The sequence below is a fragment of the Limnofasciculus baicalensis BBK-W-15 genome (assembly GCF_024178385.1).
GTDB lineage: Bacteria > Cyanobacteriota > Cyanobacteriia > Cyanobacteriales > Coleofasciculaceae > Limnofasciculus > Limnofasciculus baicalensis.
Genome location: NZ_JAMZMM010000150.1, coordinates 1 through 14,061, shown reverse-complemented (window position 1 = coordinate 14,061; position 14,061 = coordinate 1). Strand labels below are relative to the sequence as shown.

The following is a 14,061-nucleotide window of genomic DNA, read 5'->3' as shown; positions in this document are numbered from 1 at the left end:
TGTCCCCCTTGTCCCCCTTCTCCCCTGCCCTATTGAATCTCTAATGGTTCATGATGGTAACAAGGTACGCAAGTATTCCAATTGATCGGTTATCATCATGTTCATCCCCGCCAGTTCAGAATTTGTTGCCTTGTGCCAATCCCAAGTGGCAGTATTAACTCAAGGATTGGGAGCAGCTTTGAGTGCGGTATATTTAACGACAGAAGAATTGGTAGCAGGATCTACACCTAAGCTAATCCCGGTGGTAGTTTATCCAGAAACAGAGACTCTGTGGGAAGATGATGAGACTAACCTAGTTTTGCCCGATCATCGCAATTTTCAGGGCGAGACTATTCGCCGATTGAAGAGAGTCTCACCTCAACTCCTACCTCAGCACTCTAACAGCGATCCACATGTTACACCAGATTGGGAAGATAATTCCTTAAATGAAAAGCGCCAAATTGTTTTGCCCCTCATCCATGAAGGGGTGGTGATGGGGTTGTTAGTGACGAGTAGGGAAGACAGACAGTGGAATGAGCGAGAAGAAGCCGCTATTGAACATATTGCTCGAACTTTAACGATCGCGTACCTAGTCGATCGACGGAGAGTTTGGTTGGAACAGCAATTAACACAACAGAGGATGCTGCAAGAGCAACAGCAGGATCTGCTCCATAACCTACTCCATCAATTTCGCAATCCCCTCACCGCCTTACGCACATTCGGGAAATTACTTTTCAGGCGACTGCTACCAGGGGATAAAAACCGAGAGGTTGCTGCTAGTATTGTACGGGAAAGCGATCGCTTGCAAGATTTACTGCAAGAGTTCGATGAATGTTTGGATATGTATCCAGGGGAGGGCGATTTGTTCGCTTTAGCCACAGGCGTTTCGCCTGTGCTGCAATCTGGAACACTTGCTGAAGTATCTGCAATTCCTGTGAAGGATGAGGGTTCTCAATTAGAAGTGAGTGGGGGAATATTGGCGCTGCTTCCCGGTAAAAGCCTAATCCTGGAATCTATTTCAGTAGCCGATGTGTTACAACCGCTACTTGTTAGTGCTAGTGCGATCGCAGAAGAACGAGATTTAGAGTTGAGTTTCTCAATTCCCACCTACTTACCGCTTGTGCGAGGTAATGCTAAAGCGTTAAGGGAAGTATTGAGCAATCTGATTGACAATGCTTTAAAGTATACTCCTGCCGGAGGACAAATTTATGTCCAAGTCGGTCTTGAGAAATACTCCTCTGGCAAAGAAACAGAAATTCTCAGCAACGACTTCTCCCCAACGACTTCCTCTGAACCAGAAATGATTGCGATCGCGATTAGCGACACCGGATATGGGATTCCGCCCCAAGACTTAGATCGTTTATTTGAGCGACATTATCGAGGAGTCCAAGCAGAAACCGCAATTCCTGGTACTGGCTTAGGATTAGCGATCGCGAAAGAACTTGTAGAACAAATGCACGGTAAAATAGAAGTATTTAGCCCAGCTATATCCCTCTGGGCTGGGGATAATTCAGACTATACAATTGCTAATTCTCATAAAGATTCAACTAAAGGAACAACTTTTATCCTTTGGTTACGACACTCCCCTGGTTGCGCTGGTGGGATTTAGAGGGTAATTAACCCAAGTTCCTCGTTACCTTTTTTAGTCGGCTAATCGAAGACAGGCTAATGATAGAGCCAATAAATTTCACTATTTACAATTGGCAATTAGCAATTTTAGCAACAGATTAAGTTATAACTAGTAGTTTAGGCTAATTATAAGTGATGGCAAATTTTTAGTTTACAAATGTCAATCCAAACATTGTTTGCGGCAGGTGGGGTAGTGATGTTGCCCCTATTATCCTTATCTATTTTAGCGATCGCACTAATTTTAGAGCGACTGAACTTTTGGCTGCGGATCACCAAACGTCAAAACCGCCTTGTCAGGGAGGTGCTTCACCTCTACCATCAAAATCCTCCTGAAGCATTTCTCAAGTTAGAACAAAATAGCGACTTACCCATAGCCAGAATTTTTCTAGCAGCGTTAGAATTAGACTGCCCCACTCCGGAGGAATTTCGACTAGCACTAGAAACCTCTGCTCAAGCAGAGTTACCGCTACTGAAGCGTTTCAATACCGTATTTGAGACAATCATTAGCGTTTCTCCATTACTAGGACTTTTGGGAACAATTCTCGGTTTAATTCAATCTTTTGCTGCTATTGGAATTGGTGATATTGGCGCTAGCAAAACCGCTGGTGTTACTGGTGGGATTAGTGAAGCATTAATTTCTACAGTCGCTGGTTTGATTGTGGCAATTTTCACCCTTTTATGTGCCAACACATTCCGAGGATTATATCGCCGTCAGATTGCTTTAATTCAGGAATATGGTGGTAAACTAGAATTACTCTATCGTCGTTACTACGAGCGAGGTAAAATTCGCTATTCTGAAATGGATAGATGAAGGGGAGTGGGGAAAGAGAGTTTTGAGTTTTGAGTTAAAAGTATTCAATTTCTTGGATAAGTCTATGAACCAACTACAAACTAAACTACCAACTGATACCTGGGTTACCGCGACTTGGGAAGAATATATCCAGATAATTGAAGATCCTGTCTACGCCAAGGCAAAAGGATATTATTACAATGGAAAGATGAGGATTGAAACTATGGGTGTCGGACCAGATCATGCTAGCGATAATGGGATTATTTATTTTGCCATTAATCTATTTTGCACTCTCAAGGGGATTCCGCTCCAAGGTTTAATTAACTGTAGCTATCGAAAACCTGGTGTACGAGAATCTCAACCAGATATTTCATACTATATTGGAGCCAGAGCCAAATTAGCACCTCAAGGCAGTTCTATTGTAAATTTAAACACAGTCGCCCCACCAGACATAGCCATTGAAATTGCCGATACATCCCTGAGTGACGATCTCGGACAAAAACGGTTACTATATGAAGACCTAGAAATCCCGGAATATTGGATAGTCGATGTAGAAAATACTCGGATTATTCCCTTCCAAATCACCACTAGTGGGAGTAGACGAATTACCGAATCGCAGGTACTACCAGGGTTAACTATTTCTGTTTTGACAGAAGCCTTGACAATGAGTCGTACAATGGATCAATCGCAGGTAGGTGCTTGGTTGCTAGCTCAATTTCAACAGTAGTTATTGGTTATTGGTTGTTGGTTATTGGTTGTTGGTGAAAGAATTAATAATCAATTACACCAATCAATATAAAATAATCAATTAGCGATAATTAGCAATCGATTCAGAATTACCCATAAAATGTGAGGCTGATACAATGAACATCTTACTAGTTTATCCCCTATTCCCCAAAACATTTTGGTCTTATGAAAAAATCCTAGAATTAGTAGATCGCAAAGTACTGCTACCACCTCTAGGCTTAGTAACCGTAGCAGCAATTTTACCACAAGAGTGGGAATTTAAGTTAGCAGATCGAAATATCCGCGCTGTAACGGAAGCGGAATGGGAATGGGCGGATATCGTTATTCTCTCTGCTATGATTGTGCAAAAACCAGATTTGTTAGACCAAATTCGGGAAGCAAAACGACGTGGTAAGCTAGTGGCGGTAGGGGGACCTTACCCAACATCTGTACCCCATGAAGTGGAAGATGTCGGTGTAGATTACATGATTTTGGATGAAGGGGAAATTACCCTGCCCATGTTTGTTGAAGCAATTCAAAGAGGGGAAAAATCAGGTGTCTTTCGCTCTAATGGTGAGAAACCAGATGTAACAAATACACCCATTCCTCGCTTTGATTTATTGGAGTTTGATGCTTATGATTCCATGTCGGTACAGTTTTCGCGAGGCTGTCCATTCCAATGTGAATTTTGCGATATTATTACCCTATACGGTCGCAAACCTCGCACCAAAAATCCCGCACAGCTATTAGCAGAATTGGATTATCTCTATGAGTTAGGATGGCGGCGGGGTGTCTTTATGGTGGATGACAATTTCATTGGCAATAAGCGGAATGTGAAATTGTTCCTCAAGGAGTTAAAAGTTTGGCAAGCTCAACGGAAATATCCCTTCCGATTTAATACGGAAGCCTCTGTGGATTTGGCCCAAGATCCAGAATTGATGGATTTAATGGTAGAATGCTATTTTGATGCCGTGTTTGTGGGGATTGAAACGCCTGATGAAGATAGCTTGCAGCTAACTAAGAAATTCCAAAATACACGGAATCCTTTAGTTGAATCAGTAGACACAATCACGCGGGCGGGATTGCGGGTGATGGCAGGGTTTATTATTGGTTTTGATGGGGAGAAATCTGGATCGGGCGATCGCATTGTCAAATTTGCCGAAATTACAGGTATTCCTACCACAACATTTGCCATGTTGCAAGCCCTACCAAATACTGCCCTTTGGCATCGGTTAGAGAAAGAAGGACGACTTCAAGGAAAAGATGGTAATATTAACCAGACTACCTTAATGAATTTTACTCCAACTCGCCCTCTTGAAGAAATTGCCATGGAATATGTTGAGGCATTCTGGCAATTATACGAACCAGAAAAATATTTAGATCGAATTTATCGCTATTTTCTCAAATTAGGCGCACCCAAGTGCCACCCTCCCTTCAAACTACCGAGTTTGGTGGATTTAAAAGCCCTGACTATTGTCTGCTGGCGACAGGGAGTTAAACGGAAAACTCGTTGGCAGTTTTGGCATCATTTATTTAGCATGATGCGGCGCAATCCAGCCGTTTGGGAACATTATCTAATCCTCTGCGCTCATAATGAGCATTTTCTAGAATATCGCCAGATTGTCAGAGATGAGATTGAAGCACAGTTAGCTGAGTTTTTGGTAAAAGAGGCTAAGATACAAGCCCAAAGCGATAAAGTGAGAGGTGAGATAGTAGGCGCAATTGCCAATTAATATGATAGGGGTAGTTTTAATTCAAAACAATGAAACTTTCTTCCCCCTTCCCCCTTTCTTCTTCCCCATTCCCCTGGTTTAGCATTAGCTTAACCGGGATTTTCTTAGCATCCCTTTTCTTGCGGTTTTGGGGATTGGGTAGATTTAATGCCTTAGTATTCGATGAAGTTTATTACGCTAAATATGCCAATAACTACTTAACCGCAACGCAATTTGAACACGCCCATCCACCTTTAAGTACCTATATTATTGCAATTGGTATGTGGATTGGTTCCCACCTACCAATTGGGCAAGATATGGTGAATGGTTTAACGGGTTCATTGCGCTCCACTTGGAGCTATCGCTGGCTAAATGCCCTGACAGGTTCCTTTATTCCTTTAGTAGTTGCTGGGATTGCCTATCAACTCAATCGCCGTCGCAGTTATGCTGCGATCGCTGCCCTATTTTCGGCGGCAGATGGTTTATTTTTGGTGGAATCTCGCTACGCATTAAACAATATCTATCTAGTTATTCTAGGATTATTAGGTCAGTTATTTTTTCTGATGGGATTGAATCAGCGCAAGCAGTGGCGATGGGGACTATTAGCATTGTCTGGTATGTTTTTTGGTGCTTGCGCATGCATTAAATGGAATGGCTTATGGTTTTTATTAGGAGTTTATTTTGTTTGGGGAATTGCTTGGCTAATTAAATGGAGGATTTCAGGTATTGGGGATCATAATTCAGATGTTGTTAAGAGAAAAGTATCCCGAAACCCCTTGATTAATCTCACCCAGTTAAATGTCATTCAGATACTTTTAAATTTTGCCATTATTCCCTTTGCCACCTACAGTCTTCTTTGGATTCCTCAGATGCAAATGAATCCCAATTATGGTGGATTCTGGGAATTGCAAAAGTACATTCTGGAATTTCATGAAAAAGTAGGGAGTGGACCTAATGTCCATCCTTACTGCTCTCAATGGTATACTTGGCCTTTGATGATTCGCCCCATTGCTTATTTCTATCAAACGGCACAAACTATTCATGAACAAGTACCTGCTTATCCACCATTACCTAGTGGTGCAGGCAAGGTAATTTATGATGTCCATGCAATGGGAAATCCAATTTTGTACTGGCTATCAACAGCAGCAATTTTGTTATTAATTTTGCTATTTATTCAGCGTTTGTGGTTAGGGGTGTGGGGAGTATTTTTTCCAACCACAACCAACTACATGATTCTATATCTGGTAATGAATTGGTTTGGGAACTTATTACCTTGGGTGAGAGTAACTCGCTGTATATTTCTGTATCACTACATGGGATCTTCTGTATTTTCAAGTTTAGGGCTGGCATGGATTATCGATCGTTGGTTGCACGGAGAACAGCGTCAGCGGCAAATTTGGGCTATAATTGCGATCGCGTTAATTTTAATAGCATTTGCTTGGTGGTTACCTATTTATTTAGGGCTACCTCTATCTCCTCAAGGATATAAACTTCGCATGTTGTTTGATTCTTGGATTTAGAGGGCTGTTATAGCAATTCTAAATTGTGAGAAACCAAGAATCCCAGTTTCTTTGAGAAACCGGGATTCTGAGGTGGTTAATTATGACAAATCAAATACGATCGGTATCTGTGTTAAATTAGCAGTATACTTTGAAATCTAACTATATGACAGCACAATCATCTCAACTTGTTCAAACCTTGTACGAGGATGACTATTACCTATGGGTAGATACAACAGTCAGAAAACTACGCTGTGCTGAGTTTGATACCGTAGATTGGGAAAACTTAATTGAGGAAATCGAGAGTATGGGAAGAAGTGAGAAAAGGGCGTTAGCAAGTTTGTTAACTAGACTTTTTGAACATCTACTCAAGTTAACCTACTGGGAATCAGAAAGAGAAAACAATGAAAACAAGTGGAAAGGAGAAATCACTGCTTTCCGACTGCAAATTAAGAAACTCCTCAAAGATAGTCCTAGTCTTAAACCATATCTAACTGAAATTTTTGATGAATGTTACTTAGATGCTCGAAAAGTTATTAGTCAATTGACAGGGAAAAAGTTGGCTAATTTTCCTCCTCAAGCAATTACCACAATAAAGGAAGTTTTGGATGAGAATTGGTTTCCAGATGGCAAATCAGAATCTACCAAAGAAGGATGATAAGCTAATATTCATTTAACTTCCATATCCGTACAACCCATACCCTATCCCAATCAATCTTTAATAAATAAAGCGCGATAAACTGGTTCACCACGAGAAATTGTATAGGTTTCTCTTTCTGTAGGAATGGGGAGAGGGTTAATCGCTAACCAATCCGGATCTTTTCTATAAAAAGCAGAATTAGCTTCAAATCGCAAACACATTTCTCTCTCTACTTCCTCAACGTCAGACTGGAGAAAAACATATCCTCCTCCCGCCAAATATATTGCCAAATTATTCACCACTTCTGGCTGCAATAAACGACGTTTCATCTGTCGCTTTTTGAACCAAGGATCTGGAAATTGAATAGTAACGCGCTGTAATATTCCCTGGGGAAAAGACTCTAAAATTGGTACCAACGAGTTATTTACATTGCAAAACAAATAGTGTATATTTTTCAATCCTAACTCAGAAACTAGCTGGTTAGCATCTTTAACTAATGGTTCCCGAATTTCTAAACCCAGAAAATTCCAGTCGGGTTCCAGTGTTGCCATCTTTAACAAAAACTCACCTCTAGCACAACCAATATCTAAATGTAGGGGTTGATTTGGTTTATTATAAATTTCACTCCAGTTAGGCGGAGTAACTGGTGTTTGGTATTTTTGGCTGAGTGGATTAACATGTTGACGCACGCGGACTTTTGCCAATGTTTTAACCTCCTATTTTGAGTTTTGAGTTGAAGATTGTAAATTCAACAAATAACAAATAACAAATAACAAATAACAAATAACAAATAACAAATAACTAACAACTAATAACTAACAACTAACAACTAACAACTAATAACTAATAACTAACAACTAACTAACGAATCAGCAATTCTACCGTAAATTCAGTTCCCTCTCCCGGTAATGAAAGAAAACTTAACTTTCCACCATGTTTATCCACTACAATATCTTGGCAAATCGACAATCCCAACCCCGTACCTTTACCAAATGGTTTAGTGGTAAAAAATGGTTCAAATAGCCTAGGTTGTATTTCCACTGGAATGCCTGGACCATTATCCATAATCCGAATTGCTACTCGATCGTTATCGCTTAACTCAGTGCGAATCCAAATTGTCGGCATTTTTCTATCTTTAGTAAATCCTTCCAAGTTATAACTTCTGAAGTCTGCCTCTTCCAAGGCATCAATTGCATTAGTTATAATATTTGTAAAAACTTGATTCAACAAACCAGGATCGCACTCTACTGGCGGTATATTCCCGTACTCTTTGATCATTTCAATACCTGGACGTTTTCCCGCTTGTTTTAGTCGATGCTGCAATAACACCAGGGTACTATCAAGATGTTGGTGAATATCCACTGTGATCATCGATCCTGATTTAATCCGAGAAAAATTGCGCAAGCTACTAATAATTTGGCAGATGCGATCCGTTCCCAATTCCATCGAATTCAGGAGTTTAGGCAAATCTTCTCTCAGGAAATCAAGTTCAATATCCTTTGTTTTTTCTTGTATTTCTGATTGAGGAGATGGATAGTATTTAGCATAAAGTTCGATCAGTTGTAGCAAGTCTCGTACATAGTTTTTCGCATAGGAAATATTCCCATGAATTGAACTTACTGGATTGTTAATTTCGTGAGCAACTCCGGCAATCATCTGTCCAAGACTGAACATTTTTTCATTCTGTACCAGAATCGTGTGGGCTTTTTGCCAATTATCTAGAGCTTCTGTAAGTTTCGTTGTGCGCTCTTCTACCCGTTGCTCTAATTCTTCAGCCAGTTTTTGTAATTTGGCTTCAGCAGCGATACGCTGTTCAATTTCCTTTAGGAGTGTTTTATTTTTGTCTTCTAGGGTCTTAGTTAAGGTGTATAATTTTAAATGTACCCTAACTCTAGCCAATACTTCCTCTTGCCGAAATGGTTTGACAATATAATCAACTGCTCCTAAATTGAGACCTTTAACTTTATCAAGTGTATCAGCAAGAGCTGTCATAAAAATCACGGGAATATTTTGGCTAGATGGATTACCTTTCAAGCGACGGCAAGTTTCAAAGCCATCAATTCCTGGCATCATTATATCCAATAAAATTAGGGATGGTGGTGAGTATTCTATCTGCTCTATTGCCGTTTCTCCATCCGTGGCTACAGCAACTTCAAAACCCGCATCTATTAGAGTATCTGATAGCACTTCCAAATTATTTGGGCTATCATCAACGATGAGAATAATGTCTTTGTCTGGGCTGTTCATATATTTTTTTTTATTCTTCAAGTAGCTGTCACAGGCATCCTGCCTGTGATAAGATAACTAATAACCGAATGTTTACTCGCCATTCATTTTTCGATATTCTGAAATAAGATTGCGGATTTTTTTTACTTCATAATTCTTGGCTAGTTGACGGATATGTTGGGCAAATGGGATAAATTTTTTGTCCATTTTTTCCAGATTATCAATTTGATCTATAATATGTTTGACACGACCTTTCATTGCTAAATCCCACAAGATATCTAGTTCCTCTTTCTCTGGTACAACCCATTCCCTATATTCTATTTTAGAGTGTCCATTGTTCGTCGAATTGACTGGAGATGATTGACTAGTAACTCGTTCCGAATCTTCATAAATCCATTCTAATTCTAAATGGTACTGTAGCTTCTGAAATAGATCTTCAGCTTGGATTGGTTTAGGTAGGAAATCATTACCACCTGCCGCCAAGCTATTTTTTTTATCGATATCATAAACGCTAGCAGATGAGACGATAATTAACATATTTGCTACTTGGGAAGATCTCCGAATCTGCCCCATCATCTCAAAGCCATCCATCACGGGCATGATCAAATCAGTGATAATGAGATCTGGGTTAATTGCCATCGCACTTTCTAACCCTTCCTTACCGTTGCTGGCTTCAGTTATTTCAAACCCAATGGGTTCGAGCAGATTAGCAATGACGGAACGATTTTCATCAGAGTCGTCTACAATCAGAATTTTCCGTTGTTTCCCCTGATACCCAACAATCTTACCACCCCCGGGCACTCTATCCTTCAGCATCCATTCTGCTGCTCCTGGTAAATCCAAATCCAGCCAAAAAATACTTCCCTGATTCAATTGGCTTTTAACTTGAATAGTACTCCCCATCATTTCGACGATCTTAGCACTAATTGCCAAACCTAATCCAGTACCTTCTCCCTGATGCTTACTACTACCAACCTGCTCAAAAGGTAAAAATATTTTCTCTAATTGCTCTGGAGTCATACCAAATCCTGTATCTTCGATTTGAAAGCGAATTTTATTAGCTATTGGTTGGTGGTTTTCTGCCACTGATAAATAGCCAACTTTGAATGTCACACCGCCAGTTTCGGTAAATTTTATCGCATTACCGAGTAAGTTTAGCAATACTTGTCGCAGCCGCTTTTCGTCTGCATTGATGCCAACGGGCAAGTCTGAAGTGGGTTGATAAATAAAGGTAATTCCTTTAGCTTCGGCTCGGATTTGGCACATTTCCACTACACCCTGAAGAAATGAATGAAAATGAAAATCTATGGGGAATAGTTCCATTTTACGAGCTTCAATTTTAGATAAATCCAGAATATCATTAATTAATGTTAGCAGGTGCGAACCGCACTTGTAAATAATCCGAACGCCATCAAGCTCTTTTTCCGTCATCCTGGTAGAATTTTGCAGAATTTGGGCGTATCCCAAAATACCGTTCAAGGGAGTTCGCAATTCGTGGCTCATATTAGCCAGAAATTCACTTTTAGCTTTGTTAGCTGTATCCGCTATTTCTTTGGCAACTTTTAGTTCAGCAGTACGTCGCTCAACTCTCTCTTCTAACTCAGCATTTGTTTGTTCTAAAGCGGTGAAAGACTCTCGTAATTGTTCGGCCATTTCGTTAAAGGAATCCGCTAAAACCCCTAATTCATCAATGCCTAATAAGGATTTTCCATGATATATCTTCACCATATAATCTAATTCTCCCTTCGCGATTGCTTCAGATGCCATACTCAATCTGAGAATAGGTTTACTAATCCAACGAGCTGTAAAAAGACCCAATCCTGTGGCGATAATTAACGCTAAAATACAGAGAATGATAGTAGTTTTAGTATTTTCGTTAATCTGTTCCATAAATTGGGCTTCCGGAACAACAACTACAATCAGCCAGTCTAGTCCTTTATCATTTTGAAACGGCATTATTTGGACAAATTTTCGCTTGCCATTAGATCCAAAATCTACCTGTTTCTGATCTTTAATTGACTGGAAACTACCAAAAGTTTTAAACAGAAACTCTGCTGTATCACGAGTAATTAAATTGGTACTTTCCATTGCCTTGAATCTTTCTGACTTTTCAGATCTTTTCGCTCCAAAAGGGTTGCTTTCGGTAGAAGTAGCAACCATCAAACCATTGCGTTCCACAATAAAAGTTTGCGCTTTTATAGACTTATTTTTGGCGTGGTTAATGGGCAATTTTTTCAGGAAATCGCCAATTTGCGATAAAGATAAAACAGTACGAGTCACTCCAACAAAAGTTCCATCTTCTTTATAAAGTGGAGTTATGGCTGCGATAGCTAACGTATCTCCATCAGGTGAATATCGATATATTTTACTCCAGGTTGGTTTTTTAGCTGCGGCTGCTTCTTGATACCAAGGCTGAGATCGGTAATCGTAGTAGGGGATAGACTGCAATAACCAAGTGGGATTACCTCGATTATCTGTATCGTATACGTTAATTTTGTAATTAACAGATTCGCGAATATGTATTTGTCCATTTTCCAGACGTACCACCTCAGTATATTTTCCATCCTCAGTGGCAATTGATGTCGCCATAACCGGAAATACCTGTAGCTGTTCCCATAAATGACGATCTAAATTTGGTAATTTACTTAAATATAGATTGGCATTGATCGTAACATTTGTGTTGATTTTATTGACAATATATGGACTTTCTAGATCGCTATTTAGTTTCTGTTGGATTTGAGCGACAACTTCCTGACGTAACTGAGAGGCAAGATCCTTGACTGCCTCTTGTCCATTCCGCAATCCGAGCCAACCCGTTAATCCCACAGCCGCAAATATTTGTAGGACAAAAGGTACGATTAAAACAAGGCGCAATGGCACTTGTAGGGAGAATTGTGATAGTCGATTTGTGACGAAATTTAGTGGCATCTGAAAAATGTAATTAACTGGGTAGCTCAAGTTACTATTTATCAACTCAGTTGTTGCTAAAAATGCCTATTACTATCTTGGTGATTATAATAGTTTATATTAAGTATGGGATTATCCGTCTGTTTCACTTATTTAATAAGTGTTATAGACTATGGCAATTGCACCCGATTCTGTTGTGGCAAGTAGCCTTTCACTATTCGATCGGCTATAATTGCACTAAAGTAAATTTTCAGGATTTTTGTCCTATGAGATTAACTCGGCAACAGGGAAGAAATTTAGCTGTTTTATCTGCTGCTACACTCTTGTTAATGCCGACTACTCCAGCCGCCTCCCTACCAGATAATGAACTTGCTCAACAGATAAACTGTCGAAATCCTACAAGCAATGTGGAGTACAAAGAATGCGCTTACAGAGCTTATCAAGCTGCTGACAGAAGGTTAAATCAGGTTTATCAACAAGTTATTTCAACCGTTACTGGAGAAGAGAAGCAAAAACTGATTGATACTGAATTAGCCTGGATTAAATTTCGAGATCTCCACTGTGAATTTGAGGTATACAAGAATCGCGGTGGCAGTGGTTATGGTGGTTTTCTGAGTGAGTGTTTGGAGCAAGTTACTAATGAGCGCACTGCTCAATTAGAAAGTTTTCTCAATGGCAATTGAGATAAATAGCTCGACAAGCTAGGGAAAGGGAGAGAGTAGATGAATATTACAGCAGATTGCAGGTTTATGATACACACTCCAGAAACCCAGTTTCTTTGAGAAACCGGGTTTCTCTGTACCTCAGATACCTGAAAATTGCTGTAATTAACCGAACAATACAGCAGAGCAAATTTTTCCGGCTCTACAAATACTCTCCCCCAAACCCTATACACTCATCTCCAACATCCGCTGAATCGGTTGTAATGCCGCAACTCGAACATCTTCTGACATAGTAATTTCTGGTTGACGATTTTTCATTGCTAGATACAACTTTTCTAGAGTATTCAATCGCATAAACGGACATTCATTACAATTGCAATTGTTTGTTCCTGGTGCAGGAATAAACCTTTTATCAGGATTATTTTTCTCCATCTGGTGAATAATTCCTGGTTCCGTAGCTACTATAAATGCCTGAGATGAACTTGTTTTAGCATACTTTAATAATGCTGTGGTGGAACCGATATAATTAGCGTGACGCAGCACAGGAGGTTCGCATTCCGGGTGAGCAATAATTTCCGCCTCTGGATTTTCAATCTTTAGCTGAACTATCTTCTTTTCCGAGAATGTTTCATGTACAATACAACTACCTTGCCACAATACCAAATCGCGCCCCGTCTGTTCCATCACATATCGCCCCAAATTGCGATCCGGGGCAAAAATAATCGGTCGATCTTCAGGAATTTGCTTGACAATTTGCACGGCATTAGAACTCGTACAAATAATATCGCTCATAGCCTTAATTTCTGCCGTGCAGTTAATATAGGAAATGACGATATGATCCGAATGTTCTGCTTTAAATTTAGCAAAAGCATCGGGAGGACAACTATCAGCTAGGGAACAACCCGCATTTAAGTCTGGTAAAAGTACCAGCTTATCGGGATTGAGGATTTTGGCAGTTTCCGCCATAAAGTGAACGCCAGCAAAGACAATTACATCAGCATTTGTCTCAGCAGCTTTGCGGGCAAGCCCCAGAGAATCTCCCAGGTAATCAGCAAGATCCTGAATGTCAGGATCTTGGTAATAGTGAGCGAGGACAACCGCATTAAGTTCCCGTTTGAGATCGTTAATCGCCTCAAATAAGTCATCAGGTATATCAGCAGTTTCTGGCTTTGGCAGGAGGGTAGTTGTAAACACAGTTTTAAGTTGTCGGGATGTGAAGTATAGCGGTAATTATAGTTAAATTTACCAAAAATAGCATTCAAAGGGGAGTGGGGAGTGGGGAGTGGGGAGT

General features: G+C 40.1%; 11 protein-coding genes. 7 read left to right on the top strand and 4 right to left on the bottom strand.

The features are described from left to right. Positions 1-97: 97 nt before the first annotated feature. From NJ959_RS15605 to NJ959_RS15580, 6 genes are all read left to right on the top strand, one after another. Complete coding sequence (locus NJ959_RS15605; RefSeq protein ID WP_254012661.1) at positions 98-1,588, top strand: GAF domain-containing sensor histidine kinase; 1,491 nt, start codon at positions 98-100, stop codon at positions 1,586-1,588. Positions 1,589-1,765: 177 nt separating this feature from the next. Further along, a complete protein-coding gene (locus tag NJ959_RS15600) occupies positions 1,766-2,419 on the top strand; it encodes a MotA/TolQ/ExbB proton channel family protein (RefSeq protein WP_254012660.1) in 654 nt (217 codons plus the stop codon). A 64-nt stretch (positions 2,420-2,483) separates the two neighbouring features. After that, positions 2,484-3,125 (top strand): Uma2 family endonuclease, encoded by a 642-nt coding sequence (locus tag NJ959_RS15595; RefSeq protein WP_254012659.1) that lies wholly within the window; start codon positions 2,484-2,486, stop codon positions 3,123-3,125. A gap of 136 nt (positions 3,126-3,261) precedes the next feature. After that, a complete protein-coding gene (locus NJ959_RS15590; protein ID WP_254012658.1) occupies positions 3,262-4,857 on the top strand; it encodes a B12-binding domain-containing radical SAM protein in 1,596 nt (531 codons plus the stop codon). Between the two features lie 29 nt (positions 4,858-4,886). After that, complete coding sequence (locus NJ959_RS15585) at positions 4,887-6,356, top strand: dolichyl-phosphate-mannose--protein mannosyltransferase (protein WP_254012657.1); 1,470 nt, start codon at positions 4,887-4,889, stop codon at positions 6,354-6,356. Between the two features lie 145 nt (positions 6,357-6,501). After that, a complete protein-coding gene (locus NJ959_RS15580) occupies positions 6,502-6,993 on the top strand; it encodes a DUF29 domain-containing protein (RefSeq protein WP_254012656.1) in 492 nt (163 codons plus the stop codon). 53 nt (positions 6,994-7,046) lie between these two features. Here NJ959_RS15580 and trmB read toward each other — a convergent pair whose 3' ends face one another. The 3 genes from trmB to NJ959_RS15565 form a co-directional block, all read right to left on the bottom strand. Beyond that, positions 7,047-7,679, bottom strand: coding sequence for a tRNA (guanosine(46)-N7)-methyltransferase TrmB (trmB, locus tag NJ959_RS15575; protein ID WP_254012655.1), 633 nt, complete (start codon positions 7,677-7,679; stop codon positions 7,047-7,049). A gap of 157 nt (positions 7,680-7,836) precedes the next feature. After that, positions 7,837-9,222, bottom strand: a complete 1,386-nt coding sequence (locus tag NJ959_RS15570) for a hybrid sensor histidine kinase/response regulator (RefSeq protein WP_254012654.1) — start codon at positions 9,220-9,222, stop codon at positions 7,837-7,839. A gap of 72 nt (positions 9,223-9,294) precedes the next feature. Continuing rightward, complete coding sequence (locus NJ959_RS15565) at positions 9,295-12,129, bottom strand: hybrid sensor histidine kinase/response regulator (protein WP_254012653.1); 2,835 nt, start codon at positions 12,127-12,129, stop codon at positions 9,295-9,297. A gap of 62 nt (positions 12,130-12,191) precedes the next feature. Here NJ959_RS15565 and NJ959_RS15560 point away from each other — a divergent pair, with 62 nt between their 5' ends. Beyond that, the gene (locus tag NJ959_RS15560; RefSeq protein ID WP_254012652.1) at positions 12,192-12,791 is read left to right on the top strand and encodes a lysozyme inhibitor LprI family protein; all 600 of its coding nucleotides are present in this window, start codon (positions 12,192-12,194) and stop codon (positions 12,789-12,791) included. Between the two features lie 204 nt (positions 12,792-12,995). Here NJ959_RS15560 and nadA read toward each other — a convergent pair whose 3' ends face one another. Then, the gene (gene nadA, locus NJ959_RS15555; RefSeq protein WP_254012651.1) at positions 12,996-13,964 is read right to left on the bottom strand and encodes a quinolinate synthase NadA; all 969 of its coding nucleotides are present in this window, start codon (positions 13,962-13,964) and stop codon (positions 12,996-12,998) included. Between the last annotated feature and the right edge of the window lie 97 nt (positions 13,965-14,061).

What these genes read in the sequence shown, in the direction of transcription:
- NJ959_RS15560 (WP_254012652.1), top strand. Translation starts at nt 12,192, where the DNA reads ATGCCTATTACTATCTTGGTGATTATAATAGTTTATATTAAGTATGGG.
- NJ959_RS15590 (WP_254012658.1), top strand. Translation starts at nt 3,262, where the DNA reads ATGAACATCTTACTAGTTTATCCCCTATTCCCCAAAACATTTTGGTCT.
- NJ959_RS15585 (WP_254012657.1), top strand. Translation starts at nt 4,887, where the DNA reads ATGAAACTTTCTTCCCCCTTCCCCCTTTCTTCTTCCCCATTCCCCTGG.
- NJ959_RS15570 (WP_254012654.1), bottom strand. Translation starts at nt 9,222, where the DNA reads ATGAACAGCCCAGACAAAGACATTATTCTCATCGTTGATGATAGCCCA.
- NJ959_RS15605 (WP_254012661.1), top strand. Translation starts at nt 98, where the DNA reads ATGTTCATCCCCGCCAGTTCAGAATTTGTTGCCTTGTGCCAATCCCAA.
- NJ959_RS15595 (WP_254012659.1), top strand. Translation starts at nt 2,484, where the DNA reads ATGAACCAACTACAAACTAAACTACCAACTGATACCTGGGTTACCGCG.
- NJ959_RS15565 (WP_254012653.1), bottom strand. Translation starts at nt 12,129, where the DNA reads ATGCCACTAAATTTCGTCACAAATCGACTATCACAATTCTCCCTACAA.
- NJ959_RS15600 (WP_254012660.1), top strand. Translation starts at nt 1,766, where the DNA reads ATGTCAATCCAAACATTGTTTGCGGCAGGTGGGGTAGTGATGTTGCCC.
- NJ959_RS15580 (WP_254012656.1), top strand. Translation starts at nt 6,502, where the DNA reads ATGACAGCACAATCATCTCAACTTGTTCAAACCTTGTACGAGGATGAC.